Source organism: Nesterenkonia halobia (genome assembly GCF_039536005.1).
In the GTDB taxonomy this organism is placed as follows: Bacteria; Actinomycetota; Actinomycetes; order Actinomycetales; family Micrococcaceae; genus Nesterenkonia; species Nesterenkonia halobia.
Window position 1 is genome coordinate 46,167 of record NZ_BAAAYG010000018.1, and the last position, 25,386, is coordinate 71,552.

The 25,386-nt window shown below is 71.8% G+C and carries 23 protein-coding genes, 1 tRNA gene and 1 rRNA gene; 8 read left to right on the plus strand and 17 right to left on the minus strand.

What is annotated here, in order from left to right; all coding sequences use genetic code 11:
• The first annotated feature begins 6 nt into the window (after positions 1 to 6).
• The 4 genes from ABD652_RS13780 (at position 7) to ABD652_RS13795 (ending at position 4,527) form a co-directional block, all read left to right on the plus strand.
• Positions 7 to 1,317, plus strand: coding sequence for a DUF4032 domain-containing protein (locus ABD652_RS13780; protein WP_344722372.1), 1,311 nt, complete (start codon positions 7 to 9; stop codon positions 1,315 to 1,317).
• Between the two features lie 100 nt (positions 1,318 to 1,417).
• Positions 1,418 to 1,891: a peroxiredoxin gene (locus tag ABD652_RS13785; RefSeq protein ID WP_344722374.1), complete on the plus strand. Its 474-nt coding sequence runs from the start codon at positions 1,418 to 1,420 to the stop codon at positions 1,889 to 1,891.
• A 201-nt stretch (positions 1,892 to 2,092) separates the two neighbouring features.
• Positions 2,093 to 3,187 carry an MBL fold metallo-hydrolase gene (locus ABD652_RS13790; RefSeq protein ID WP_344722376.1) on the plus strand — a complete coding sequence of 365 codons (1,095 nt, stop codon included), beginning with the start codon at positions 2,093 to 2,095 and terminating at the stop codon, positions 3,185 to 3,187.
• Positions 3,187 to 4,527 carry an MFS transporter gene (locus tag ABD652_RS13795; protein ID WP_344722379.1) on the plus strand — a complete coding sequence of 447 codons (1,341 nt, stop codon included), beginning with the start codon at positions 3,187 to 3,189 and terminating at the stop codon, positions 4,525 to 4,527. Before ABD652_RS13790 ends, ABD652_RS13795 begins: the two co-directional genes overlap by 1 nt.
• 27 nt (positions 4,528 to 4,554) lie before the next feature.
• On the opposite strand, the gene ABD652_RS13800 is transcribed toward ABD652_RS13795, so the two are convergent.
• From ABD652_RS13800 to ABD652_RS13825, 6 genes are all read right to left on the minus strand, one after another.
• Positions 4,555 to 5,493: a LysR substrate-binding domain-containing protein gene (locus tag ABD652_RS13800; protein WP_344722381.1), complete on the minus strand. Its 939-nt coding sequence runs from the start codon at positions 5,491 to 5,493 to the stop codon at positions 4,555 to 4,557.
• Between the two features lie 149 nt (positions 5,494 to 5,642).
• The gene (locus ABD652_RS13805) at positions 5,643 to 6,287 is read right to left on the minus strand and encodes a hypothetical protein (protein ID WP_344722383.1); all 645 of its coding nucleotides are present in this window, start codon (positions 6,285 to 6,287) and stop codon (positions 5,643 to 5,645) included.
• A 124-nt stretch (positions 6,288 to 6,411) separates the two neighbouring features.
• The gene (gene allB, locus ABD652_RS13810) at positions 6,412 to 7,791 is read right to left on the minus strand and encodes an allantoinase AllB (RefSeq protein ID WP_344722385.1); all 1,380 of its coding nucleotides are present in this window, start codon (positions 7,789 to 7,791) and stop codon (positions 6,412 to 6,414) included.
• 97 nt (positions 7,792 to 7,888) lie between these two features.
• Positions 7,889 to 9,670: a glyoxylate carboligase gene (gcl, locus tag ABD652_RS13815; protein ID WP_344722387.1), complete on the minus strand. Its 1,782-nt coding sequence runs from the start codon at positions 9,668 to 9,670 to the stop codon at positions 7,889 to 7,891.
• A 181-nt stretch (positions 9,671 to 9,851) separates the two neighbouring features.
• Positions 9,852 to 10,838, minus strand: a complete 987-nt coding sequence (locus tag ABD652_RS13820; protein WP_344722419.1) for a 2-hydroxy-3-oxopropionate reductase — start codon at positions 10,836 to 10,838, stop codon at positions 9,852 to 9,854.
• A gap of 51 nt (positions 10,839 to 10,889) precedes the next feature.
• On the minus strand, positions 10,890 to 11,726 hold the full coding sequence (locus tag ABD652_RS13825) for a hydroxypyruvate isomerase family protein (protein WP_344722389.1): 837 nt from the start codon (positions 11,724 to 11,726) through the stop codon (positions 10,890 to 10,892).
• Positions 11,727 to 12,063: 337 nt separating this feature from the next.
• On the opposite strand from ABD652_RS13825, the gene ABD652_RS13830 reads away from it, so the two are divergent.
• On the plus strand, positions 12,064 to 13,752 hold the full coding sequence (locus ABD652_RS13830; protein ID WP_344722391.1) for a nucleobase:cation symporter-2 family protein: 1,689 nt from the start codon (positions 12,064 to 12,066) through the stop codon (positions 13,750 to 13,752).
• Between the two features lie 167 nt (positions 13,753 to 13,919).
• On the opposite strand, the gene ABD652_RS13835 is transcribed toward ABD652_RS13830, so the two are convergent.
• The 4 genes from ABD652_RS13835 to ABD652_RS13850 all read right to left on the minus strand — a co-directional run bounded on the left by ABD652_RS13835 (position 13,920) and on the right by ABD652_RS13850 (position 18,141).
• Positions 13,920 to 14,255 carry a hypothetical protein gene (locus ABD652_RS13835; RefSeq protein WP_344722393.1) on the minus strand — a complete coding sequence of 112 codons (336 nt, stop codon included), beginning with the start codon at positions 14,253 to 14,255 and terminating at the stop codon, positions 13,920 to 13,922.
• A 140-nt stretch (positions 14,256 to 14,395) separates the two neighbouring features.
• Positions 14,396 to 15,247 carry a bifunctional allantoicase/(S)-ureidoglycine aminohydrolase gene (locus tag ABD652_RS13840; protein WP_344722395.1) on the minus strand — a complete coding sequence of 284 codons (852 nt, stop codon included), beginning with the start codon at positions 15,245 to 15,247 and terminating at the stop codon, positions 14,396 to 14,398.
• 72 nt (positions 15,248 to 15,319) lie between these two features.
• Complete coding sequence (locus ABD652_RS13845) at positions 15,320 to 16,687, minus strand: DUF6986 family protein (RefSeq protein ID WP_344722397.1); 1,368 nt, start codon at positions 16,685 to 16,687, stop codon at positions 15,320 to 15,322.
• Positions 16,684 to 18,141, minus strand: a complete 1,458-nt coding sequence (locus ABD652_RS13850) for an NAD-dependent malic enzyme (protein WP_344722399.1) — start codon at positions 18,139 to 18,141, stop codon at positions 16,684 to 16,686. The genes ABD652_RS13845 and ABD652_RS13850 overlap by 4 nt, the downstream gene beginning before the upstream one ends.
• 239 nt (positions 18,142 to 18,380) lie before the next feature.
• On the opposite strand from ABD652_RS13850, the gene ABD652_RS13855 reads away from it, so the two are divergent.
• Together ABD652_RS13855 and ABD652_RS13860 are read left to right on the plus strand one after the other, a co-directional pair.
• Entirely contained in the window at positions 18,381 to 19,184 is an 804-nt protein-coding gene (locus ABD652_RS13855) for an IclR family transcriptional regulator (protein WP_344722401.1), read from the plus strand.
• A gap of 219 nt (positions 19,185 to 19,403) precedes the next feature.
• Positions 19,404 to 19,586 carry a hypothetical protein gene (locus ABD652_RS13860; protein WP_344722403.1) on the plus strand — a complete coding sequence of 61 codons (183 nt, stop codon included), beginning with the start codon at positions 19,404 to 19,406 and terminating at the stop codon, positions 19,584 to 19,586.
• Between the two features lie 164 nt (positions 19,587 to 19,750).
• On the opposite strand, the gene pucL is transcribed toward ABD652_RS13860, so the two are convergent.
• The 3 genes from pucL to uraD all read right to left on the minus strand — a co-directional run bounded on the left by pucL (position 19,751) and on the right by uraD (position 21,601).
• Complete coding sequence (pucL, locus tag ABD652_RS13865; RefSeq protein ID WP_344722405.1) at positions 19,751 to 20,635, minus strand: factor-independent urate hydroxylase; 885 nt, start codon at positions 20,633 to 20,635, stop codon at positions 19,751 to 19,753.
• A gap of 109 nt (positions 20,636 to 20,744) precedes the next feature.
• Positions 20,745 to 21,071 carry a hydroxyisourate hydrolase gene (gene uraH, locus ABD652_RS13870; protein ID WP_344722407.1) on the minus strand — a complete coding sequence of 109 codons (327 nt, stop codon included), beginning with the start codon at positions 21,069 to 21,071 and terminating at the stop codon, positions 20,745 to 20,747.
• A complete protein-coding gene (uraD, locus tag ABD652_RS13875) occupies positions 21,068 to 21,601 on the minus strand; it encodes a 2-oxo-4-hydroxy-4-carboxy-5-ureidoimidazoline decarboxylase (RefSeq protein ID WP_344722409.1) in 534 nt (177 codons plus the stop codon). Before uraD ends, uraH begins: the two co-directional genes overlap by 4 nt.
• A 185-nt stretch (positions 21,602 to 21,786) precedes the next feature.
• Between uraD and aceB the strand changes: the two genes are divergently transcribed.
• Positions 21,787 to 23,391: a malate synthase A gene (gene aceB, locus ABD652_RS13880; protein ID WP_344722411.1), complete on the plus strand. Its 1,605-nt coding sequence runs from the start codon at positions 21,787 to 21,789 to the stop codon at positions 23,389 to 23,391.
• Between the two features lie 46 nt (positions 23,392 to 23,437).
• Here the strand turns inward: aceB and ABD652_RS13885 are convergent, their stop codons facing one another.
• From ABD652_RS13885 to rrf, 4 genes are all read right to left on the minus strand, one after another.
• Positions 23,438 to 23,980 (minus strand): TetR/AcrR family transcriptional regulator, encoded by a 543-nt coding sequence (locus tag ABD652_RS13885; RefSeq protein ID WP_344722413.1) that lies wholly within the window; start codon positions 23,978 to 23,980, stop codon positions 23,438 to 23,440.
• 11 nt (positions 23,981 to 23,991) lie between these two features.
• The gene (locus ABD652_RS13890; protein WP_344722415.1) at positions 23,992 to 24,576 is read right to left on the minus strand and encodes a hypothetical protein; all 585 of its coding nucleotides are present in this window, start codon (positions 24,574 to 24,576) and stop codon (positions 23,992 to 23,994) included.
• Between the two features lie 274 nt (positions 24,577 to 24,850).
• Positions 24,851 to 24,924 (minus strand) — tRNA-Pro (locus ABD652_RS13895).
• A 212-nt stretch (positions 24,925 to 25,136) separates the two neighbouring features.
• A 5S ribosomal RNA gene (gene rrf / locus ABD652_RS13900) occupies positions 25,137 to 25,253 on the minus strand.
• Between the last annotated feature and the right edge of the window lie 133 nt (positions 25,254 to 25,386).

A 25,386-nucleotide genomic window follows, 5' to 3' on the forward strand; every position in this document is an offset into this window, starting at 1 on the left:
CACCCTGTGACCACCGTCCCCGGCCTGAGCCTGACCGCCTCGGGCACCATCCCCCAGGAGCTGCTGGATCTGCCGTGGCAGCTGCCGCTGCAGGAGTGGCCCGAAGACGTCCTCGCCGCGCTGCCCCGCGGCATCTCGCGGCACATCGTCCGCTTCGCCTATCTGGGCGGCTCGGTGATCGCGATCAAGGAGACCTCCGAGCGGGCCGCGCGGCACGAGTACCGGATGCTGCGCCGCCTGGGGCGGCTGGGCGCACCCTGCGTGAAGCCGGTGGCCGAGGTCAACGGCCGCGCCGCCGAGGACGGCTCGGAGCTGACGCCGGCGCTGGTGACCCGGCATCTGCGCTTCTCGCTGCCCTACCGCGCAGTGTTCAACCAGATGATGCGCAAGGAGACGCTGCACCGGCTCATCGATGCGCAGGCGCTGCTGATGGTCGAGCTGCACCTGATCGGCTTCTACTGGGGCGACGTCTCGCTGTCGAACACGCTCTTCCGCCGCGACGCCGGCAAGTTCGCCGCCTATCTGGTCGACGCCGAGACCGGCGAGCTGCACCCCGAGCTGTCCACCGGCCAGCGCGAGTACGACCTCGACGTCGCCCAGGTGAACATCGCCGGCGAACTGATGGACCTGATGGAGGGCGGCATGATCGACGAGGACGTCGATCCGGTGGCGACCTCGTATCAGTTCATCGACGCCTACCGCGGGCTCTGGCAGGAGCTCACCGGCGACACCGCCTTCGATCCGGACCAGCAGTGGCTGGTGGAGGAGCGGATCCGGCGGCTCAACGAGCTGGGCTTCGACGTCGAGGAGTACGACATCCGCTCGGCCAGCGCCGACGGGAAGCTGCTGCTGCGTCCGAAGGTCGTCGACCCGGGCCACCACCAGCGCCGACTGATGAACCTGACCGGGCTGGATGTGCAGGAGAACCAGGCGCGCCGGCTGCTCGGCGCCATCGACGCCTATCGCGCCCAGCACGACCCGCACGGCGACGAGGCGGTCGCCGCGCATATGTGGACCCAGCAGGTCTTCCAGCCGATCATCGCCCAGATCCCCCGCGAGCTGCGCGACAAGCTGGAGCCGGCCGAGCTGATGCACCAGCTGATCGACCATCGGTGGAAGCTCTCCGAGCAGCAGGGCCACGACGTCGCGCTGACCGATGCGCTGCCCAGCTTCATCGACGAAGTGCTGCGCACCTACCGCGACGAGGCCACGCTGATGATCGACCCGCCGACTGACGTGATCGAGCAGATGGAGCGCGGCGCCCCGGAGTCGGGCCCGATCGACGTCGTCGGCGAGGACGACTCCGCCTGGTACTGAGCCGGACCGCTCCGGCGTCACAGGATCTCGCACAACGAGATCACTGTTCCGCATCACGATAGGCTGACATGGCCCATCACCCCACGACGAGGAGAGATCCATGACGACGCTGCAGACCGGCCAGCAGGCCCCCGCCTTCACCCTGCCGGACGCCTCCGACCGCCCCGTCTCACTGGCCGACGAGACCGCGCAGGCCGAGCGCGGGGTGATCGTGTACTTCTACCCGAAGGCCGCGACGCCGGGCTGCACCACTGAGGCCTGCGACTTCCGCGACACCCTCGGCTCGCTGCAGGCCGCCGGCTACCGCGTGCTCGGCGTCTCCCCCGACGAGCCGGAGGCGCTGCGCTCCTTCGCCGCAGACCAGGCGCTGACCTTCCCGCTGCTCTCCGACGCCGACGGCGCCGTCGCCGAGGCCTACGGCACCCGCGGGGAGAAGACCATCGAGGGCACGCCCCGCACGATCACCCGGCGCTCGACGTTCGTCGTCGACCGCCAGGGGGTGCTGACCCATGCGGAGTACGACGTCGACGCCCAGGGCCACGTCGCCGCGCTGCGCGAGACGCTGGGCGCCTGACCCGGAGTCAGGACCGACGCGCGACCTGCGGGCCGCCGCAGTCTCCGGCGATCCGCACCGCCGCGGACCCACTTTATAAGGATGGCCGATGATGACCATCGGATAAATCCGTTTCACTTCTGCCATGAGCCCCGTCACAGTGGTATGCATCACGCCGCAGCTCCGCGGCGCCGCTCCCCGCCACCTGACGAAGGAGTTCATGTGCACACCTCCTCGCACACCAGCCTGCAGCCGCACGTCATCACCCTCGGCACCGCCGGCGGCCCGCGCTGGTGGCCGTCCGGCGCCGACGGCCGCGCCGGCCGCACCGGCCACCGCCACGGGATCGCCACCGCCGTCGTCGTCGGAGACGCCTTCTACCTGGTCGACGCCGGCCTCGGCGTCGGCCGCCAGCTGGAGAAGGCGGGCCTCGCCCTCCAGGACATGCGTGGGCTGTTCATCACTCATCTGCATTCCGACCACACCGTCGACCTCCCGAGCCTGCTGCTGATGGGCCTCTACGAGCGCGATCCGGCGATGCTGGATCCGATCCGGATCCTCGGCCCCGGCGAGCGCGGAGCCCTCCCGCCGGCCTCGCCCCGCGCCGAGGTCCCGCCCGCCCCGGTGTTCCCGGAGAACCCGACGCCGGGCATCACCGGCATGGTGCGCTCTCTCGTGCAGGCCTACGCCACCGACGTCAACGACCGCGTGCTCGACGCGCTGCGCCCCTCCCCGCTGGACTGCTTCTCGATCACCGACATCCCCATCCCCGAGGAGAGCGGATACCACCCGAACACGAATCCCACCCCGGCCGGGATGGCCCCGTTCGTGATCCACCGCGACGAGCTGGTGACGGTGACCGCGATCCTCGTCGAGCATCCGCCGATCGCCCCGGCCTTCGCCTTCCGCTTCGACACCGCGGAGGGCTCGGTCACGATCTCCGGGGACACCACCGCCACCGACAACCTGGTCACGCTCGCCCGGGGCACCGACCTTCTGCTGCACGAGGCGATCGACTTCGACTGGGTGGAGTCCCGCTACGGGGCACACCCCGACGAGACCGCCCGCGCGTCGATCGACCACCACCGCAAGTCCCACACCAGCCCCGAGCAGGCCGTGGACGTCGCCGAGCGCGCCGGCGCCGCGCACCTCGCCCTGCACCACCTCGTCCCGGGCCATACTCTCCGCGAACGCTGGCACGAGCTGGCCCGGACGTTCTCCGGACGCTTCCAGGTGCCCGATGATCTGACGACGATAGCCCTCTCCTCCGAGCAGACGGACCACGCTCCGGAGGCCCCGAAAGCAGGTGTTCGCTGATGTCCGTCGAAGCCGCCCAGACGCATGACCCCCGAAATCACGAGATCTCCACGTCGCTCAACACCACGATGATGCGACGCATCCTCGCCTCCAGCTTCCTGGGGTCGATGATCGAGTTCTACGATTTCATCCTCTTCGCCACCGCCTCGTCCTTCGTCTTCAGCCAGGTCTTCTTCACCGACATGCCGGCCACGCTGGGGACCTTCCTCTCCTTCACCATCCTCGCGGCGGGCTACGTCGCCCGCCCGCTCGGCGGAGCGGTCTTCGGACACTTCGGCGATCGGCTCGGCCGCAAGGGCGTGCTGGTCACCACGATGCTGCTGATGGGAGCGACCACCTTCGCGATCGGCCTGCTGCCGCCGACGGCGGCCATCGGCGTCGCCGCGCCCATCCTGCTGACCGTGTTCCGCGTGATCCAGGGACTCGCCGTCGGCGGCGAATGGGGCGGGGCGATGCTGATCGCCCTGGAGCACGCCCCCTCGTCGCGCCGCGGATTCGCCGCCAGCTTCGCGAACATGGGCGGTCCGGCCGGGGCCATCCTCGCGACCATCATGGTCTCGCTGTTCACCATGCTTCCGGACGACCAGTTCATCGCCTGGGGCTGGCGCATCCCGTTCCTGTTCAGCGCGGTGCTGGTGCTCATCGGGCTCCTCGTGCGCCTCAAAGTGCACGAGTCGCCGCTGTTCGCCCGTCTCGAGGAGAAGGCCGAGGAGCGCAAGGCTCCGCTCCTCGAGATCGTCACTCGCCACCCGAGGGGCCTCGTCCTCGGCGTGATCGCCGGCATGAGCTCCTACACGGTGCAGGGCCTGATGACCGTCTGGGGCCTGTCCTACGTCCTCGACCAGGGCCTCGACTCCACCCACACGCTCTGGGTTAAGGCACTCGGCGCCGCCTGCACAGTGGTCGTCATCTGGTTCGCCTCGCGGCTCTCCGACCGGATCGGCCGCCGCCCCATCATGATCACCGGCATGCTCTGCGGCGCGGCCCTGGCCTTCCCCGTGATGACCCTGCTCGACCTCGGGGCGCTCTGGGCCTTCGCCCTCGCGCTGATCCTGACCCAGGGCATCGTGCAGGGCTCCATCTTCGGCCCGTTCGGCGCCTTCTGCGCCGAGCTCTTCCCCACCCGCGTGCGGTACACCGGCTCCTCGCTCGTCTACCAGCTCTCGTCGACGGTGGGCGCGGGCTTCACCCCCATGCTCGCGACCGGGATCGTCGCCCTCGCCGGCGGCTCCCTGTGGCTGCTCACCGTCACCTGGATCGTCGTGTTCCTGATCGCCGTCGCGGCCATCCTCGGCACGCGAGAGGGCCGCGAGCTGGACCTGGAGGGCGAGATGCGCTGAGGGCGGAGCCCTTCCGCGCAGACCACCTCACCTCTCGGGCGCGCGGCTCGGCGGATACTCTTCGTCGAGCCGCGCGCCCTCGGCGCGGCAGAGGGCGATGAGCTCCTGCAGCCGCCGGCTGCGACGCTCGCGCACATGGGCGAGGCAGATGTCGCTCGGCTCGAAGTCACTCAGCGGCACGGGGACCACCGGCAGCCCGTCGTAGGAGACGTCCACCGGCGGTCGCTGCACCAGGACGCTCCAGCCGAGACCCCGCCCGACGAGTCCGCGGACGGCCTCGAAGCTCGACGACCGCCATTGGATGTTCGGCTCCAGGCCCGCCGCCCGCAGCTTCGGAATCTGCGTCTCACGGACCGCCGGGACGTCCAGCAGCACGAAGGGATCGTCGCCGAACTCGGCGACCGCGACCGTCTCGCGGGAAGCCAGGCGATGCGAGGGCGGCACCAGCGCATACCCGCGGCCTCGACGGATCACGTCATGGTCAACCCCCTCCACGAGGTGCGCGGTATGGGTGATGACGGCGTCGAAGCGCCCGTCGAGCATCTCCTGCTGCAGCTCCTTGCCGTCCCCCTCGACGATGCGCACGGAGACGTCAGGATGGGGCTGGATGAATCGCTCGGCGATGAAGGGGACCCAGAACGGGGCGACCGCCGTGTAGCATCCGAGGTCGAGCGGACCGATGAGCCGTCCGGACCGGTCGGCCATCTCCTGCTGGACGTCGGCGGCGCGACCGACCATCTCCCGCGCGTTCGAGAGGAACCGGCGCCCCGCGGAGGTCAGCTGGATCCCCTGCGAGCGGGTGCGGACCATGAGCTGCTGCCCCACCGCCCGTTCGAGCTCGCTCAACGACTGGGACATCGCGGCCTGCGAGATGCTGGCGTCCGCGGCGGCCGCGGTCACCGTGCCCGCCTCCGCCGCAGCGATGAAGTGCTGCAGCTGGCGCAGGGTGAACCGAAAAGGCTCCATGCTCCGCCCCCTCGCGTCGTGAACTCCGGTGCTCGGGCACCGAGAGGCCCGGCCCCGACGGGGCCGGCTCCACGGCATCTGTTGCCGTCCAGCGTAGCCAGACCCGCCCCCGGGGACGAATCACCTCCGACGCGACCGAGGCGGCGCCGTCACTCGGCGACGACGACCAGCGCCGTCTCGGCGGCCCCCTGCAGGCGCCCGGCCGGCACGCCGTCCAGCGTGCTCGTGGGCACTTCGACGGCGGAGAGCTCGACCTGCCGGCCGACCTCCAGCGTGCCGAGCTCGGGCGCCGTCACCGAGGGACGGTCGCCGCGCAGCGTGAACTCGGCGTCGTCGCCGAACACCAGCAGCTGCGGCTGATCCGCGGAGACCAGCGCGAGGTGGCCGCCCGGTCCGACGATCAGCCGCCCGGAGACGTCGTCCGTCGTGCCCGACGGCCGCTGCTCGGTGGTCAGCCCATACGGCTCCGAGCCGACCTGCTCGACGGACAGCGCGCTCTGCTCACCCTCTGCCGGAGCCTCGGACGACGCCTCGGCAGATCCGTTCGGCGACGGACTCTCCGAAGCGTCGGGCTCGGCCGCCGCGGTCTGCGCGGAGGCCGAGCCGTCCGCGGCGGGCGACTCGCCGGTCGCGCAGCCGGCGGAGAGCAGCGCCAGCAGCGCGGCCCCGGCCGCCGCCGCTCTGCGTCCCGTGCTCGCCGATGACGTGGCCTTCCCCTCCCGCGGCGGACGCCGCGCGTCCGACGCGGTCTGCCGGGGCGGCGGATCCTGCGGGCGCTCCGCGCGCTGAGCCATGATCGTCCCCTTCTGCTCGCGTGGCCGCGGTGCCGACCGCGGGTCGTTCGCCCATGCACATTACGCCGCGCCGGCACGTCATGCCACTTCGGCCCGACGCCCCGCACGCGGCGCCGACGAGCTGTCAGGACCGCTCGATGAGCCGTCCGCGGGGCCGCGCCCCGTCCACCTCGTCGCCGCGCAGGATCGTGCGGGTGACCGCACCCTGGACCGGCCACCCCTGGTAGGCGGTGAGGGGATGACGATGCCGCAGCTCGGCGGCCTCCACCGTCCACTCCCGCTCCGGAGCGAAGACCGCGAAGTCGGCGTCGCCGCCCTCGACGATCGATCCTTTGCCGGAGACGCCGGCGACGGCGGCCGGGCCGGAGGACATCCAGCGCACCACCTGCTCCAGGCCGATGCCCCGCCGCCGGGCCGCAGTCCACAGCAGCGGCAGGCCCAGCTGCAGCGAGGAGATCCCGCCCCAGGCGGTGCCGAAGTCCCCGGTGTCCACCTCCTTCAGCTCCGGGGTGGAGGGCGAATGGTCGGAGACCACGCAGTCGATGGTGCCGTCGAGCAGGCCCTGCCACAGCGCATCCCGGTTGGCCCCCTCGCGGACCGGCGGGCAGCACTTGTGGGTGGTCGCGCCGTCGGCGATCTCCTCGGCGGCCAGTACCAGATAGTGCGGGCAGGTCTCGACGGTCAGCCGCACGCCCTCGGCGCGGGCCGCGGCGATCTGTTCCAGCGCTCCGGCCGCGGAGAGATGGAGGATGTGCGCTCGGCAGCCGGTGCGTCGGGCGGCGTCGATCACCGCGGCGATCGCCACATGCTCGGCCTCCTCCGGCCGCGACTCGAGGAAGCTGCGATACTGCCGCCCGGATGCGGTCGGCGCGTCGGCCAGCGTGCGGCTGTCCTCGGCGTGGACGATCATCTGCGAGTCCCGCTCGGCGAGCACCGCCATGTCCCGTTCCATCTCCTCGGGCTCCAGATGCGGGAACTCGTCCACGCCGGAGTGCTCCAGGAAGCACTTGAAGCCGAACACTCCGGCCTCGTGCAGCGGCGCCAGCTGCGCCGTGCTCCCCGGGGTCGCCCCGCCCCAGAAGCCGACGTCGACGTGCGCCGCCGGGGCGGCGACGGCACGCTTGGTCTCCAGCGCGTCGACGTCGACCGTCGGGGGCAGGCAGTTCAGCGGCATGTCGATCAGCGTGGTCACGCCCCCGGCGGCCGCGGCGCGGGTCGCGGTCGCGAAGCCCTCCCACTCGCTGCGGCCGGGATCGTTGACGTGGACATGGCTGTCGACGAGTCCGGGCAGCAGCACCTCGTCCGCGGCGAGCTCGATCCGCCGCTCCCCCGCCAGCCGGGCGCCGGCGGCGGCGACGGCGACGATGCGGCCCTCGGTCACGCCGATCTCCACGGCGGCCCAGCCCTCGGGCAGCAGGGCCCGCTCGGCGCGGATCACCAGCTCATGGACGGTCCGCCCGCCGGAGACGGCGCCGTCGACCGTGTCTCGGATGCTCTGTGTCATGGTCACTCCTCCTGTGCTCGCCGTGCTTCCGCCCGCCGGACCTCCCCGCCCGTCCATCGCACCGCGCAGCGGCCGCGACGGCCCGGCGGGGGCACGGTCACGACTGCAGCGCGACCAGCGCGGTCGGCGCGTCCTCGGGGCTCTCGGCCATCGGCTCGAACTCATTGATCGCGTCCAGCGAGGCGCCCATCGAGATGTTGGTGATCCGCTCGAGGATGATCTCGACGACGACCGGCACCCGGTGCTCCTCGGCCAGCTCGCGAGCCTCGGCGAAGGCCGGGCCGATGCGCCCCGGCTCCTCGACGCGCAGCGCCTTGCAGCCCAGCCCTTCGGCCACGGCGACGTGATCGACACCATATCCGGCCGCGGGACCGGAGGCGTTGATGTTCTCGAAGGCCAGCGAGACCTCGAAGTCCATCTCGAACCCGCGCTGAGCCTGACGGATCAGCCCCAGGTACGAATTGTTCACGACCACGTGGACGTAGGGGATCCGGTGCTGGGCGCCGACGGCGAGCTCCTCGACCATGAACTGGAAGTCATAGTCGCCCGAGAGCGCGACGACCTGCCGGTCCGGCGCCGCCTTCGCGACGCCGAGGGCCGCCGGGCCCGTCCAGCCGAGCGGGCCGGCCTGACCGGCGTTGATCCAGGAGCGCGGACGGTAGGCGTGCAGCATCTGCGCGCCGGCGATCTGCGAGAGGCCGATCGTGGTCACGTAGGTGGCCTCGCGCCCGAAGGCCGCGTTCATCTCCTGGTAGACGCGCTGCGGCTTGATCGGGACGTCGTCGAAGTGCGTCCTGCGCTGCAGGGTGCCCTTGCGCTCGGCGCAGCGGCGGGCCCAGTCGCCGAACGACAGTCCGGATCCGGCCTCGAGGCGCCGTCGCGCGGCGGCCAGCAGAGCCTCCAGCATCGCGCCGGCGTCCGAGACCACCGAGTAGTCCGGGGCGAAGACCCGGCCGATCTGGGTGGGCTCGATGTCGACGTGGATGAAGCGCCGGCCGGTCCGATAGGTCTCCAGGTCGCCGGTGTGACGGTTGGCCCACCGATTGCCCAGCCCCAGGACGACGTCCGACTCCAGGAAGCTGGCGTTGCCATAGAGGGTGTGCGTCTGGATGCCGACCATGCCGGCCATCAGCCGGTGGTCGTCGGGGATCGCGCCCCAGCCCATCAGCGTCGGCGAGACCGGGACGTCCAGCAGCTCGGCGAGCTCGACGAGCTGCTCGGCCGCGTCGGCGTTGAGCACGCCGCCGCCGGCGATGATCAGCGGGTGCTCGGCCTCGGCGAGCATGTCCAGGACCTTCTCGGCCTGGGCCGCGGTGGCCCGCGGCGTGGTCACCGGCAGCGGCTCGTAGGTGTCGATGTCGAAGTCGATCTCCGTCTGCTGGACGTCGAGCGGCAGGTCGATGAGCACCGGGCCCGGACGCGAGGAGCGCATCAGCTGGAAGGCCTTCTGGAAGGTGCCGGGGACCTGGCCGGCCTCCAGCACCGTCGTGGCCATCTTGGTCAGCGGCTCGGCGATGGAGGCGATGTCCACCGCCTGGAAGTCCTCCTTGTCCAGCACCGCGACCGGCGCCTGGCCGGTGAGGCACAGGATCGGCTGGGAGTCGGCCTGGGCGGCGTAGAGACCGGTGATCATGTCGGTGCCGGCCGGGCCCGAGGTGCCGATGCAGACGCCGATGTTGCCGGGTGCGGCCCGCGTGTAGCCGTCGGCCATGTGCGAGGCGCCCTCCACATGGCGGGCCAGGGTGTGCCGGATCCCGCCGTGGGCCCTCATCGCCGAGTACAGCGGGTTGATCGCCGCGCCGGGGAGGCCGAAGGTCTCCACGGAGCCCTCCTTCTCCAGGATGAGGGCGATCGCATCAACTGCGCGCATCCGTGTCATCGCGCGCCTCCTTCTGTGTGGGTCGTCTGTGCTGACGGGGGTGGAACGTGAGTCGGACATGGCTGGAACGCGGCTGCGACGCCGCGGGGAGCTCAGCCGGATGGTGGACGAGCGGCGAGCCGGGGCACCCCGCCGGCGCCGACGCAGAGGCGTCGACGGGGCGACCGGAACCGCCGTCGGCTCAGGCCGCGGCCCCGCTGCTCTCCGCGGTCTCCGCGGGCACGGCCGAGAGCTGCTCGACGAGCGTGAACAGCCCCGAGTGGTCGAGGTGCCCGTTGCCCTGCTGCACGGTGGCCGCGACCAGCTGGGCCACCGAGGCGGCCAGGGGCGTCGCCACGCCGGCCTCGCGGGCCGCGGAGGTGACGATGCCCATGTCCTTGTGGTGCAGCTGCAGGCGGAAGCCCGGGTCGAAGGAGCGGTCGAGCATCTTCTGCCCCTTCTGGTCGAGCACCTTGGAGCCGGCCAGCCCGCCGCCGAGGACCTGCAGCGCCGCGGCGGTGTCGACGCCGTAGGCCTCCAGGAAGCCCACGGCCTCGGCGAGCGCCTGGATGTTCACCGCGACGATGAGCTGGTTGGCGGCCTTGACGGTCTGGCCGGAGCCCGAGGGGCCCACGCGCACGATGGTCCTGCCGACCGCGTCGAGGACGTCCTGGACCGCGTCGACGTCGGCCTGCTCGCCGCCGACCATGATGGACAGCGCGCCGTCGATCGCACCCTGCTCGCCGCCGGAGACCGGGGCGTCCAGCGGCTTGAGTCCGGCTTCCCGGGCCTGCGCGGACAGGGCGATGGCGGTGTCGGGCCGGATCGTCGAGGCGTCGATCCAGTGCGCACCGGCCTCGGCGTGGGCGAGGATGCCGTCCTCGCCGGTGAGCACGGCCTCCACATCCGGGGAGTCCGGGACCATGGTGATGATGACGTCGGCCCCGGCGACGGCCTGGGCGATCGAGTCCGCGGCGGTGCCGCCGGCCTCGGCCAGGGCCCGGGTCTTCTCCGGGGAGCGGTTGTAGCCGGTGACGGCGAAGCCGGCGCCGACCAGGTTGGTGGCCATCGGCAGGCCCATGATGCCGAGTCCGATGACGGCGATGTTCTTGCTCATGAGTTCGAGTCCTCTCGACGAGTGCCGCGCCGGACGTCGCCGGCGGCGGGCGGGGTGTTCAGGGGTGCGCAGCGCGTGCGGACGCGGTGCGCGGGAGCGGGAGGCGGCCGCCGTCCGCGGGGCTCAGCCCTGCGGGGAGCCGGCCGGCTGGCGGAGCCAGTCGAAGGCGGTCTCCTGCTCCTGCTTGTACTCCAGGGCCACCGGGCCGGCGTAGCCGCGGTCGTAGGCCAGCTCGACCCACTCCTGCAGCGGCAGCTCGCCGGTGCCCGGCGCGCCGCGGCCCGGGGCGTCGGCGATCTGCACGTGGCCGAACTCCCGGGCGTGCTGCTCGATGACCGCGGCGACGTCGTCGCCGTTGACCGCCATGTGGAAGAAGTCGGCCAGCAGCGCGACGTTGGTCGCACCGGCCCGGCGGACCTTCTCGACGACGGCGAGCGCGTCGGCGGCGGTCTTCAGCGGGTAGGACTCCGCGCCGGAGACCGGCTCGACGAGCACGGTGCCGCCGATGGGGGCGACGGCCTCGGCGGCGGTGACCAGGTTCTCCACGGCCAGCTCGTCCTGGGCCTGCGGGTCCTGGCCGTCCTGCCGGAGTCCGTAGAGCGCGTTGAAGGCCGTGCATCCGGTGCGCCGGCCGATCTCGGCGACGATCGCGGCGTTGTCGGCGACCTCGTCGCGGCGGCCGATGACCGAGACCATGCCGCGGTCGCCCTGGGCCATGGCCCCGGCCCAGAAGTTCAGCCCCTCCAGCGAGACCCCGGCGGCCGCGAGCGAGGCGATGAAGCCGTCGACGGCGGCGTCGGCCGGGCGGGGCTCGCCGTCGAAGGGCCACCAGAACTCCACGCGGGAGAAGCCCGCGCGGGCGGCGGCGTCGGCCCGGTCGAGGACGGGGTGCTCGGTCAGCAGGGTCGAGCAGTTGACGAGGTAGCTGTCGGGCGAGGTGAAGTCCATCCGCGTCGTCATGAGTCCTCCTGGGCGATTCGTGTGTTTCCGCTGTGCGGAACTTCAACTCCGCAACGTGAGAACAGGCTACGGGGCGGCGTGACCCAGGTCAACCACCCCGGATGCCGCATGCGCCGCTCGACCCTATTGACCCGCCGGATGTGACCTGGGATACACTTCGTCACTATACGAAACATGAATATCGCATCGCGGAATGTCAGCGTCGACGGCGGAGACCTCTCCCGCACGCCGCGACGTCGCGCTCGACGACGAGTCCGCCGCCGGCGCTCCGAACCGTCCCGGCCGGCGACGCGACGCGAGATCCCGCCCCGCAGACACCCCGGAAAGGTGCTCGACGATGAGTGAGACGACTCCCCGATCCGCCCGAGGACGCCGAACCATCCCCCGCTCCTCGGACCGCCCCGAGGACGAATGGCTGCCCGTGAGCCGCCTGGCGACGTTCGGCCTGCAGCACGTGCTGACCATGTACGGCGGCCTGATCGCCGTCCCGCTGATCATCGGCGGCGCCGCCGGACTGAGCCCGGAACGCTCCGCACTGCTGGTCACCGCCAGCCTGTTCGTCGGCGGCCTGGCCACTCTGCTGCAGAGCATCGGCGTGCCCTTCCTGGGCTCCCGGCTGCCGCTGGTGCAGGGCGTGTCCTTCGCCGCGGTCTCGACGATGCTGGCGATCCTCGCCGGCCCCGGCAACGACCTGACCACGGTGTTCGGCTCGATCATCGCCGCCAGCGCCATCGGCTTCGTGGTGGCCCCCTTCTTCGCGCGGATCATCCGCTTCTTCCCGCCGGTGGTCACCGGCGTGGTGATCACCTCGATCGGCCTGACCCTGGTGCCGGTGGCGGCGGACTGGGCCATGGGCGGCGACGCCGAGGCCGGAGACTACGGCTCGCCGGCCAACATCGCGCTGGCCTTCGGCACGCTCGCGATCATCCTGCTCTTCAGCAAGGTCGGCTCGGCCACGCTGTCCCGGCTGTCCATCCTGCTCGGCCTGATCGGGGGCACGGCCGTCGCAGCCGCGCTGGGGATGGCGGACTTCGGCGACATCGGCAGCGGCGCGCCCGTCGCCGTGCCGGAGGTGCTGGCCTTCGGCATGCCGACCTTCGACGTCGCCTCGATCATCTCGATGACCATCGTGATCCTGGTGATCAAGACCGAGACCGCGGCGGACATCATCGCCGTCGGCGAGATCATCGGCACGCCGGTCGACCGCCGGCGGATCGCCGACGGCCTCCGGGCGGACATGCTCTCCTCCGCCGCCGCCCCGCTGTTCGGCTCCTTCACCCAGTCGGCCTTCGCCCAGAACGTCGGACTGGTCGCGCTGACCGGGGTGAAGTCCCGCTTCGTCGTCGCCGGCAGCGGCGCGATCATGGTGTCCCTGGGGCTGATGCCGATCCTGGGCCAGGTGATCTCCGCCATCCCGATGCCGGTGCTCGGCGGCGCCGGGGTCGTGCTGTTCGGCACGGTGACCGGCTCCGGGATCCGCAACCTGCGCAGCGTCTCCTACGAGGGGAACATGAACCTGATCATCGTCTCCGTCTCGCTGGCCTTCGCGATGATCCCCGTGGTGAAGGAGGACTTCTACGACGCCTTCCCCGCCTGGTTCCAGACCATCTTCCACTCCGGGATCTCCTCGGCGGCGATCATGGCGGTGCTGCTGAACCTGCTGTTCAACGAGCTCAGCGCCGGGAACTCCCGCGACCCCTCGGTCTTCGCCGCGAAGCCGGTGCGCGTGCTCTCGCCCACCGACCTCCGGGACCTGCGCGAGGGCGACGTGTTCCTCGACGGACGGTTCGTCGACTGCGACGGCGAGGAGATCCCGCTGATCCCCGACGACAAGCTCGACGAGGTCCGCGAGAAGATCGAGTGCGGCGAGATCACCGACACCAGCCAGATCCCCCTCGTGCTCGCCGACGGCGAGCAGCCTCAGCAGGACCAGGAGGCCCCGGCGTCGCCGCAGCGGCCGGGGAGCCCCGGAACCGTCGCGGCGCCCGAGGGCGGGAACGTCGCAGGTCTCCGCCGCCGACGGTGATCGCTCCCGCCCCAGGACCACCGTCCGACGTCGGGCGAGGGCCGGATGATCTCCCGCCCTCCCCGATGCCGGCGCCTCAGGAGGCCTCCGGCCCCGTCGGGAGTGTCCGACGGAGGCCTCGCCCGAGCGGGCCCGCGCTCTGGGAGACTGGCGGCATGGCACACCCCTCACGCGGACGACGAGCCGTGACTGCCGCCTTCCTCGTCTCCGGCACGCTGCACATCGTGCGCCCACAGATCTTCGAGCCGATCGTCCCCCGCGGCCTCGCGCACCGGCGAGCGCTGGTGCACCTCTCCGGGGCCGCGGAGCTGGCCTGCGCGGTCGGGATGCTGAACCCCACGACGCGCCGCCTCGCGGGACGTGCCGCGGCGGCGCTCCTGGTCGCCGTCTTCCCGGCGAACGTGCAGATGGCCGTCGACGCCCACCGTGCGGTCGTCCGGCGCGGCCCCTCCCCGAGCCGCCGCCTCCGGCGCGCCCTCGCGCTGACCCGGCTCCCGCTGCAAGTTCCGCTGATCATGTGGGCCCTCGAGGATGAAGACTCGGCCAGCGCATCCGGACACGCGACGAGGCCCGGGCCTCCGATCGTGGCGACCCGGGCCTCATCTCGGCCGGCGATTGCCGCAGGACGACGGCAGGGCGCGCCTCAGAGCACCACCTGGCGATTGACGTCCTTGTAGAGCAGATAGCGGAAGGGACCCGGCCCGCCGGCGTAGCAGGCCTGCGGGCAGAACGCCCGCAGCGAGAGGTAGTCGCCCTCCTGGACCTCCACCCAGTCCTCGTTGAGCCGGTAGACGGCCTTGCCCTGCAGCACGTAGAGGCCGTGCTCCATCTCATGGGTCTCGGCGAAGGGGATCGTCGCCCCCGGTTCGAAGGTGACGATGTTGACGTGCATGTCATAGGCCAGGTCCGCGGGATCCAGCAGCCGCGTGGTGCGCCAGCGACCCTCCGTGCCCGGCATCGGACTCGGCTCGACGTCCTGCTCGTGGCCGACGACGGCGCGCGGCCGGCGGTCGGCCAGCGGCTGGTGCCGCTTGCGCAGCCAGTGCAGCCGCGCCGGCTGCGCGCCGGTCGCCCGCAGACGCCAGGCCGCCGCCGGCGGCACGAAGGCGTAGCCGCCGGGGCCGAGCCGATGCTCCTCGCCGTCGAGGGTCAGCGTCAGCTCCCCCTCCATGACGAAGAGCATGCCCTCGACCTCCGGCTGCGGCTCCGGAGCGTCGGATCCGCCCCCGGGCGCGACCTCGAGGATCGTCTGCGAGAAGGTCACCGCGCCGCCGGCCACCGGCCGATGGAGCACCCAGGCGCGGGTCTCGCGCCATTCGGGCAGCACTGTGGTGACGATGTCGCGCAGCACTCCGCGCGGGATCACCGTGTAGGCCTCGGTGACCCGGGCGCGATCGGTGAGCAGGTCGGTCTGCGGCGGGTGGCCGCCGTGCGGGGCGTAGTAGCCGGTCGCGGCGGCCGTCGCCGCCTCGGGGTCGTCTCGGTGGTCTGCCACGAGGGGACTTCCTTCCTCCGGTGAGGTGCGGTTCGGGGCTCGGCGGGTGACGGGGCGGACTCGGCGGGGAGCTCACACCGGCGTCGCCGCGTGAGGGCTCGTCCGCCCGGTGCGCACGAGGCGCTCCAGCTCGTCGACGTCGATGCCGACGCTGCGCTCGAGGTCGCCGAGGGCCAGCGCCCCGCAGTCCAGCCCGCGGCGGATGTGGTCGGCGAGCGCCTTCGCCGTCGCCGGCTCGTCGAGCACCGCGCCGTCCTCCCGGCGCACATAGGCGCGCAGCCGGGCGGCCGCCGGGCCGAAGCCGCGGCGGAAGAAGTGGAATGTGGCCAGGTGCCGAGTGGGCAGGTGATGGGGGTGCATGTCCCAACCCTGCCGGATGCCGTGCTGCAGCTGACGTCGCACCAGTCCGGCATGCAGATCCCAGGCGGCCTGCACTGCGGCGTCGTCGCCGACGGGCAGCACGTTCGTCGCGCCGTCGGAGATCTCCACGCCGGTCCCGGCGGCGGCCAGCAGCATCTGGTGCTTGGCGACGTCGGCCACGGGGTGGTCCGGCGCCTGCTGCTCGGCCGGGACGCCCAGCGCCGCGCTGTAGTCGAAGGTGCCGTAGTGCAGTCCGGTGATCCGCCCCTCTCCGGCGCGCACCGCCGGAGCCAGGGTGACTTCGCCGGTCGGGCCGAGGATCAGCCGCGGCGTCTCGACCTGCACTTCGAAGCCGATCACTCCGTCGCCCAGTCCGTGGGCCCGCTCCAGTGTGCGGCAGACCTCCACCATCGCGGAGACCTGCTCGACGGTGCTGACCTTGGGCAGGGTGATCACCAGACCGCGCGGCCAGGCCGCGGCGGTCTCGAGGACTTGGCCGACGAAGAGGTCCAGGGTCCGCAGCGCGCGACGCCGCACCGGCGCCTCGAGGCACTTCATCCGCAGGCCGATCCGGCGCGGGGCCGAGTCGCCGAGCAGGGCCCGGCCCACCTGGCGGCCGGTCTCGGCGGCCCAGTGGTCCTCCTCCTCGTCGCTCCGCTCGCCGAAGCCGTCCTCGAAGTCCAGCCGGAGGTCCTCGATCGGTTCAGTGTGCAGCTTGGCGACCACGGCGTCGGCCAGTCCGGCGGCCTCCTGCTCGTGGGCGGACTCGCCGGCCGGCGAGTCCGGCGGCGTCGGAACTCCGCGCACCGCTCCGGGCTCCTGCGCGGCGGCGCGGAGCACGCGTTCGGCCAGCGCCTGCATGCCGCCGTGCCGCTCGACGGCGGCCAGCGCGCGCTCGCCCCATTCGGCGGCGAGCCCCGGATGCCAGGCGTCGGCGGGGACGTAGACCGTGTGGACCGGCTGCGGCGCGGCGACGCCGTCGTGCTGGGCGGCCAGCTCGGCGTCGACCCCCGCCAGCTCGGCGTCCAGGCGCCCGAGGAGGTCCTCCCCGAGCACCCGTCGAGGGCTGCCGGCGCTCATGCGATCACCCCCTCGGCGAGGGCGGGGACAGGGTCGGCGGACTCCGCCGCGGCACCCCGGCGATGGACGGCGTCGCGGCGCGCGGCCTCCGCCACGGCGGCGGCGACGTGCTCGGAGACGCCCTGCTCGAAGACCGAGGGGATGATGTGATGCGGGTTCAGCGCCTCGGCGGAGATGCACCCGGCGATGGCCTCGGCGGCGGCGACGAGCATGTCGTCGGTGATGTCGCAGGCCTCCGCGTCGAGCAGGCCGCGGAAGAAGCCGGGGAAGGCGAGCACGTTGTTGATCTGGTTCGGGAAGTCGCTGCGACCGGTGGCCACGACCGCGGCGGTGCGTCCGGCCACGCCCGGGTCGACCTCGGGGTCCGGATTGGACATCGCGAAGACCACCGCGTCGTCGGCCATGTCGGCGATGTCGTCGCCGTCGAGCAGGTTCGGCGCGGAGACGCCGATGAACACGTCGGCGCCGACGACGGCCTCCTTCAGCGTGCCGGTGACGCCGTCGGGGTTGGTGTGCGTGGCCAGCCAGGCACGGTGCGGATCCGCGTGGTCGGCCTCCGGGTCCAGCACGCCGTGGCGGCCGCAGACGACGATGTGCCGCGCCCCGGCGGCCTGCAGCAGCTGCACCACCGCGTGCCCGGCCGCCCCGGCGCCGGAGACCACGATGCGCACGTCCTGGATCTGCTTGGCCACGACGGTCAGCGCATTGGTCAGCGCGGCCAGCGTGACGATCGCCGTGCCGTGCTGGTCGTCGTGGAAGACCGGGATGTCGAGCTCCTCGCGCAGCCGGGCCTCGATCTCGAAGCAGCGCGGCGCGGAGATGTCCTCGAGGTTGATCCCGCCGTAGGCCGGGGCCAGCGCCTTGCAGATGGAGATGATCTCCTCGGTGTCGCGGGCGTCCAGGGCGACCGGCCAGGCGTCGACGCCGGCGAACTCCTTGAAGAGCACCGCCTTGCCCTCCATGACGGGCATGGACGCCTCGGGGCCGATGTCGCCGAGTCCGAGGACCGCCGAGCCGTCGGTGACCACGGCGACGGTGTTGCGCTTGATGGTCAGCCGGCGGGCGTCGGCGGGGTCCTCCGCGATCGCCCGGCAGACGCGCGCGACGCCGGGGGTGTAGGCGCGGGAGAGGTCGTCGCGGGTGCGGATCGGCGCCTTCGGCGTCGACTCGAGCTTGCCGCCGAGGTGGACCAGGAAGGTGCGGTCCGAGGACTTCTTCACCGTCACCCCCTCCAGGGCGGTGAGCGCGGAGGCGACCTCGGCGGCGTGCTCGGCGCCGAGGGTGTCGCAGGTGACGTCGACGAGCAGCTCGTTCTGGGCGGCTTCGACGACGTCGAACGCGGTCAGCGCCGCACCGGTGCCGGCGACGGCCGCCACCAGGTCCGTGGCCGACGCCGGTCCGGCGGGTATGGACACCCGCAGCGTGATGGAGTGTCCGGGGCTCGGCTGTGTCATGAGAGGGGCCTTCCGATCGACGATGATCTAGCTTCCACGATACGGATGCTACTGTCTGCAATACGAAAACACTAGCACTCCCATGACTCAGACCACACCTCGAGGTCCAGCCTGCCCCGCCGCATGCGGCCGGGGACAGCTCCGGGACACCGGATAGACTCGATCACGGAGACTCGACCAGGGAGCCGGTGCAGCACGCCGCGCCCCTCCACCCCGAACACCAGGAGGACGCCGACGCCATGGCCAGCAGCACCCCGGACGCCGTCCCCGCCGAGCCGAACAGCTCCGCCGACCGGCCGGCGCGCGGCGGAGTCCAGTCCGTCGAGCGCGCCTTCGACCTGCTGTCGGTGATCGCCGCCTCGGGCGGCCGCACCACGCTCAGCGAGCTGGCCGCCGTCGTCGACCTGCCGATGCCGACCATCCACCGCCTGCTGAAGACTCTGCTCGGCGTCGGCGTGGTCCGCCAGCTGCCCGACCGCGGCTACGCACTGGGGCCTGAGCTCGTGCGCCTGGGCGAGCTGGCCGGCCGCCAGCTCGGCGCCATCGCCCGCCCGCATCTGCGGACGCTCGTCGAGCAGCTCGGCGAGAGTGCCAACGTCGCCACCCTCGACGGCGACATGGTCGTCTACGTGGACCAGGCGCCCTCGCCGCACCAGATGCGCATGTTCACCGAGGTCGGCCGCCGCGCCCACACCCACGACACCGGCGTGGGCAAGGCGATCCTCGCCCAGCTCCCCGCCGAGCAGGTCCGTCAGATCGTCTCCACCGCCGGGATGCCGCCGCACACCGAGCACAGCCTCCGGTCGCTCGAGGCGCTGGAGGACGAGCTCGCCCGCATCCGCGAGCGCGGCTATTCCGTCGACGAGCAGGAGCAGGAGCTCGGCGTGCGCTGCTTCGCCACCGCCGTGCCGGATGCGCCGACGCCGCTGGCGATCTCCGTCTCCGGCCCCACGAGCCGCGTGGACGACGACTTCGCCGACCGCGCCGTCCCGCTGCTGCGGCGCTGCGCCGAGCAGATCTCCGAGGCGCTGGCCCAGGCCTGACCTCCGGGCGCCGCCCCGCCGGCGCCCGGCATCGCCCGCCCCGCCCCTCCGCCCGACCCCGCTCCGCCCAATCCCGCCCTGCCCGCGGGGAGGCGTCCCGAGTCGCCACGACCTCTTGACCGCCGACCCTGCGGGCCGGATACTGGACTCACCATCCGGAATCATCATTCCGCATTGCGAAACTAGGCGGGCAGTCCCGCCGGGGCCGGAGGACGTTCCATGACACCCACGCCAGCACACGACCCGCAGCCGCACGACGCCGGAGAGGCCCTTGCCGAGGGCGGCGACGACCCGGACTTCTTCCTGCATCCGGCCGTCACGCCGGCCGCACCGACGCCCGCGGCGTCCCCGCTGATCTGCCGCATCCCGGGACTGCGATCGCACCTGCCGCAGTGCCGCTGACCGGGAGCGGCCGATGGACCCAGGGCCTCGCCGCCGAGGCTCCGACCGCCGACCGCCGACCGCACAGCATGAGGGCTCCGCCCCGAGACCACCCTCGGGACGGAGCCCTCTGTGCTTTCACCCCCGGCCGGCGCCCCAGCGCCGGCCGGGCGGTCTGCGGCGACTCAGCAGAACCCGGCCACGCCGGCCCAGACGTCCGGACGCTCCGCGGCCCCCTCGCGGGCGATGCTCGCCTCGATCAGCCCGTAGGGCCGATCCGCGGCGTGGAAGACCTCGTTGGGATTCTCCAGGCCGAAGGGCGAGAGGTCCGAGGCGAAGTGATGCTTATTGGGGCAGGAGAAGCGGATCTCGTCGATCTCGTCGACGGCGTCGATCACGTTCTCGCCCATCTGGTACAGCGTGTGCTGCAGCGCCTTGGAGTAGTGGTCGGTGAAGGTCGAGAGGATGATCCCGCGCACCTTCCGGTAGACCGCGTCGAAGTCCACGTCGGTGGTGCTCAGACGCCACCGGGTGGAGATGTCGGTGGCCAGGATCCGATCCTCGGTCTCCGGCAGCGTCGTGTACGCATCCTTCGGATAGCCCACGAAGCCGGACTCGGTGGTCTTGAGCACTGTCAGCCCGTAGAAGCCCGAGACCAGCTCGCTGGCCGCGCCGTCGCGCAGCAGAGCCGCCGTGCGCACCTCCGGCTCGGAGCGGTAGAAGGAGTGATCATGCCCGTCGATCCGCGACCAGCCGTATTCCTCGGCGGACCAGCGGCCGCCGGTGACCCAGCCGAAGGAGGAGGTGAAGTGATCGGCGAGCGTCAGCAGGAACTGCTCCGGAGACCGGATCCCCTCCTCCTTCGCCTTGGCGAAGACGGTGTTCTTCTGCGTGTCGGTGGGGACCACATGCGCGTTGTCCCCTTCGGTGTGCGCGGCCTGGAAGTCCCCGTGCAGCTGCGAGGAGACGTTCAGGTCCCGCAGCTCGTGGCGTGCGGCGTCCCGGTACACCCGGACCACGCGGTTCTCCGCCTTGCCGTACTGGTTGCTCATGAGCTTCACTGCGCTCATCGTCTGCTCCTGTTCTCGAAGAAGGCCGCGCGGCGGCCGCCGTCGGCTCGACGCACGCCCGGGCGGCTGTCCTCGCCCGGAGCGCGCCGTCGACCCGTCGACTCCTGGGTCAGCTGCCGCGATAGGTGGAATAGGCGAACGGGCTCAGCAGCAGCGGGATGTGATAGTGCTCCTCCCCCGGCTGCACGGTGAAGTCCACGGTCACCGACGGGTGGAAGTGCTCCTGCCCCCGTGCGGCGAAGTAGGCTCCCGTTCGGAAGGTGATCCGGTAGTCGCCGGATTCCAGGGTCTGTGGGCCGAGCTCGGGGACGCGACCATCCTGGTTGGTCCGCGCCTCGGCCAGGAGCGCGCCGTCGGCGGCGCGCAGCTCGACGTCGACGCCTGCGGCGGGAGCACCGCTGGTGGAGTCGAGCACATGAGCGGTGATGAAGCTCATCGGAGAAGTCCTTCCAGCCGCAGTGCGGCGATCTGCTCGAGCTGCTCGCCGACTTCGGCGAGCTCGTCCTCAGGGTCCTGGCGCAGGCGCCGTTCGAGCTCGGCGAGGATCTCGCGGTGGTCGCGGCCGGCCGCCCGGATGAGGAAGACCCGGCCGAAGCGCTCTTCGTAGGCGGCGTTGCCGGCGGCCAGGCGCTCCTCGACGGCGGCGTCGGCGTCGCCGAGGCCGGCCTGCTCGCGACTCGAGTGGCGGGCCTCGGCCGAGGCGCCCTCCCGGCGCTCCCCGATCCTGGGATGCTGGGCCAGCGCGGCCTCGATCTCCTCCGGACGCAGCGGATGCGCCGCCTGCCGCGCCGCGACGGTGCAGGCCTCGACGTCGCGATAGGGACGCGCCTCGACCACAGCCCGGACCCAGCGATCGACGTCGAGGCACGGGCGGATCATCGCGCCGGCTTCCTCGGCCTCGAGTCGGTTGAACTCCTCGAGCGTCATCGACCCCTCGACTTTCGAATCGCGGACAATCACTTTCACTTTACGCAACCTTGGCGCCGACCACCCGACCATGTCAAGCACATCACATCATGCAATCCGTGATCTGGACGTGAACTTCCGCATAGTGGATACTGGGCGCGGGGTGGAGTCGGGCGTCGCCGGCGATGCCTGCAGGACCGTCCGCCCCGCCCGCCCCGAGGACCCGAGACACGGAGGAACAGCTCATGACGATCACCGCTCGACAGCCCCAGAACGACGCCGCCGCGGCGGCGATCCTCACCGACGAGGCGCTGGCCTTCGTCGAGGACCTCCATCGCCGCTTCGCCGGCACCCGCGACGAACTGCTGGACGCCCGGGTCCAGCTGCGGCAGGAGGCCGCCCGCACCGGGCGGCTCGACTTCCTGCCGGAGACGCGTGCCATCCGCGAGGGCGATTGGCAGGTGGCCGAGCACCCTCCGGCGCTGCAGGATCGGCGGGCCGAGATCACCGGGCCGGCCGCGCCGGCGAAGATGGCGATCAATGCGCTGAACTCCGGCGCGCGCGTCTGGCTGGCCTGTCTGGAGGATGCGCTCTCCCCGACGTGGGAGAACCTCGTCGAGGCCCAGCACAACCTGTACCGCGCCGCTCGCGGTGACCTCGAGCACGTCTCGCCGGAGGGCAAGGAATACCGGGTCCGCGACGACGTCGACGCGCCCACGGTGATCATGCGCCCGCGCGGCTGGCATCTGCCGGAGAAGCACATCGAGATCGACGGCCGTCCCGCCGTCGGAGCTCTGGTGGACTTCGGGCTGCACTTCTTCCACAACGCCCAGCGGCTGCATGACCAGGGCGTCGGGCCCTTCTACTACCTGCCGAAGATCGAGCATCACCGCGAGGCCGCCCTCTGGGACGAGATCTTCAGCCACGCCGAGCAGACGCTCGGGCTGCCGCACGGCACAGTGCGCGCCACAGTGCTGATCGAGACGATCCCCGCGGCGTTCCAGATGGACGAGATCCTCCACGCGCTGCGCGACCATGCGTCGGGGCTCAACGCCGGCCGATGGGACTACCTGTTCTCGCTGATCAAACAGTTCCGCACCGCCGGTGAGCAGTACGTGCTGCCGGACCGCGCCCAGGTGGGCATGACCCAGCCGTTCATGCGCGCCTACACCGAGCTGCTGGTGGCCACCTGTCACCGGCGCGGGGCCATGGCGATGGGCGGCATGGCCGCGGTCATCCCGAATCGGCGACAGCCCGAGGTCACCGCCCGGGCCATCGAGAAGGTCCGCGAGGACAAGCGGCGCGAGGCCGCCGACGGCTTCGACGGCTCCTGGCTGGCCCATCCCGATCTGGTCGAGCACTGCTTCGCCGAGTTCGACGCGGTCCTCGACGGCCGTCCGAATCAGATCGACCGCACGCGTGAGGACGTCGCCGTCGGCGCCGACGACCTGCTGGCCGTCGGCGCCGCCGAAGGAGACGTCACCGAGCAGGGGGTGCGCACCAACCTCTACGTGGCCGTCTACTACACGGCCATCTGGCTCTCGGGCAACGGAGCGGTCGCCATCCATGACCTGATGGAGGACGCCGCCACGGCCGAGATCTCCCGGTCGCAGGTGTGGCAGCAGATCCACAACGGCACCGTCGCCGCCGACACCGGCCGGACCATCACCGCTGAGCTGGTCGCCGAGCTGCTCGACGAGGAGGTCGCACGCCTGCGCGAGGAGATCGACGACGCCGCGGCGTTCCGTCGGCACGTGCTGCCGGCCGCCGACGTCGTCCGGCAGCTGGTGCTGGACGCCGAGCAGTTCGCGGAGTTCCTCACGCTGCCGGCCTACGACCTCCTCGACTGAGCCGGACGAGGCGCGGAGGCGGCGTGCCCGGGAGGCCGCCTCCGCGTCAGCCGAGGAGCAGGTCGATGCCGCGGACGTGCAGCCGGTCCTCGGCGGCACGGCGGGCGGCCTCCCGGGCCGCGTCGTCGGCCGACTGCGGGTCGGCGGCCCGCAGCAGCGCGGCGTTCTGCTCCACGGCCACCGCCCCGAGGCTCAGCCGCACCGCGGCCGCGGCCCGCCGCTCGGCGTCGTCCTCGTCGAACCCGCGGGCGGTCAGCTGTCCGACGAGGCCGGGGACGGGCGGCAGCCGCGGGTCGAGCCCGAAGGCGACCAGCATGAGGTCCCCGCCGTCGCGCAGCGGCAGCACCAGACGGCGGAATCGCTCCATCAGCTCGCGCGGGTCCTCATCCGGCGCCGGCGCCTGGAGCGGGCGCAGCACGCGGGCGGCGATCCGGGCGAGCAGCTGCTGCTTGCTGTCGACGTGGTAGTAGAGCGCCCCGGGCCGGACGTCGAGCTCGGCGGCGATGCGCCGCATGGTCAGATCCGGCAGCCCGCGGTCGACCAGCAGGGCATGCGCGGTCGCAACGATACGCTCTTCAGTCAGCGCCACGCGGGCTCGCCTCAGAGCCCGTTCTCGCGGAAGAGCGTCTCGTCGGGGTCGCCCAGCGACTCCTCGAGCAGCCACCGGTTGGTCTGCAGCGCCTGGAGGTTCTTCGCGACGACAGTGTCGCGCGTCTTCGCGACCGCTTCGGCGAGCAGGCCGACCTGCGCCTTGAACTCCTGCGCGTGGCGCGGTTTGTCCTCGTCGGGCAGCGCGAGGAAGAGCTCGATGGTCCGCGGCAGATGGGACTCCACCGTGCGGCGCACCCCCTCCTGCTGCTCAGGCAGACGCTCCAGATCCTCCCAGCGCTCGACGATCTCCTCCAGACCGACGGTCATCATGCGCAGCTGGCCCTGAGTCGAGGGCGGCAGCCGCCCCGACCGGGTGCGCAGCATCTCGTCCACCTCTGCCAGTCCGTCGCGCAGCCGCTGCTGCTCGCTGCGGCGGCGCAGCGCCCGACGCCGATCGGACTGTTCGACGGTGCTCAGGATCCCGAAGGCGGCCGCGCCGCCGGCCAGACCGAAGATAGCTCCTGCAGCCCAGGCCCACGGGTCGGGCAGCATCAGCACGGTGAGCAGCGTGCCCAGCACCAGGAAGACACCCACGGCCGCCAGGATCTGGACTCGCCGCGGGCGCCGCTGCTCAGGACCGGAGTCCCGGGATCTGCTCAGATCGGAGCTGATGACGTCTCCTCGATTCGGGGGTGATGGCCTGCAGGTCTCCAGGATATCTGTCGGCGAACGACACGCTCAGCCGGCCCGAGCCCGGACGTCGGACGGCTCGACGCCCCCGACCGGGGCCCGGCCGGCGCCGAGCGCAGCGACACGGGCCCGGACACGACGAAGGGGCCCGGTCCACAGACCGAGCCCCTTCTCTCTGTCGGGGTGACAGGATTTGAACCTGCGACCTCCTCGTCCCGAACGAGGCGCGCTACCAAGCTGCGCTACACCCCGGAGGTGCTCCGCGCTCCGGGCCTCAGCCCTCACGCGAGAACCTATATTACCGGTTCGCCGACGCTGTCGCCAAAACGGCGGGCCCGACGATCGGGCCTGATGCAGATGACGCCCGTGCTCGACTCCGAACTGAAGTGGGCTCGTCGGTGCAGCATCCTCGCTGCACCGCCCATCCAGCTCCGGAGGAGCACGGGCGTCACCCTTCAAAGGGTGTCCGGCGGTGACCTACTCTCCCACACGCTTCCGCATGCAGTACCATCGGCGCAATGGATCTTAGCTTCCGGGTTCGGTATGGGACCGGGCGTTTCCCCCACGCTATGACCGCCGTAACTCTAACCACCACACACCCCCAACAAACCAGGGGGCAGGGCGAGTCACACGAACAACCACCACACACGGTGGCTGCCAAAAATCACTGCTCTATACCATTATCCAACACACCACCCACACCCCCACCAACAA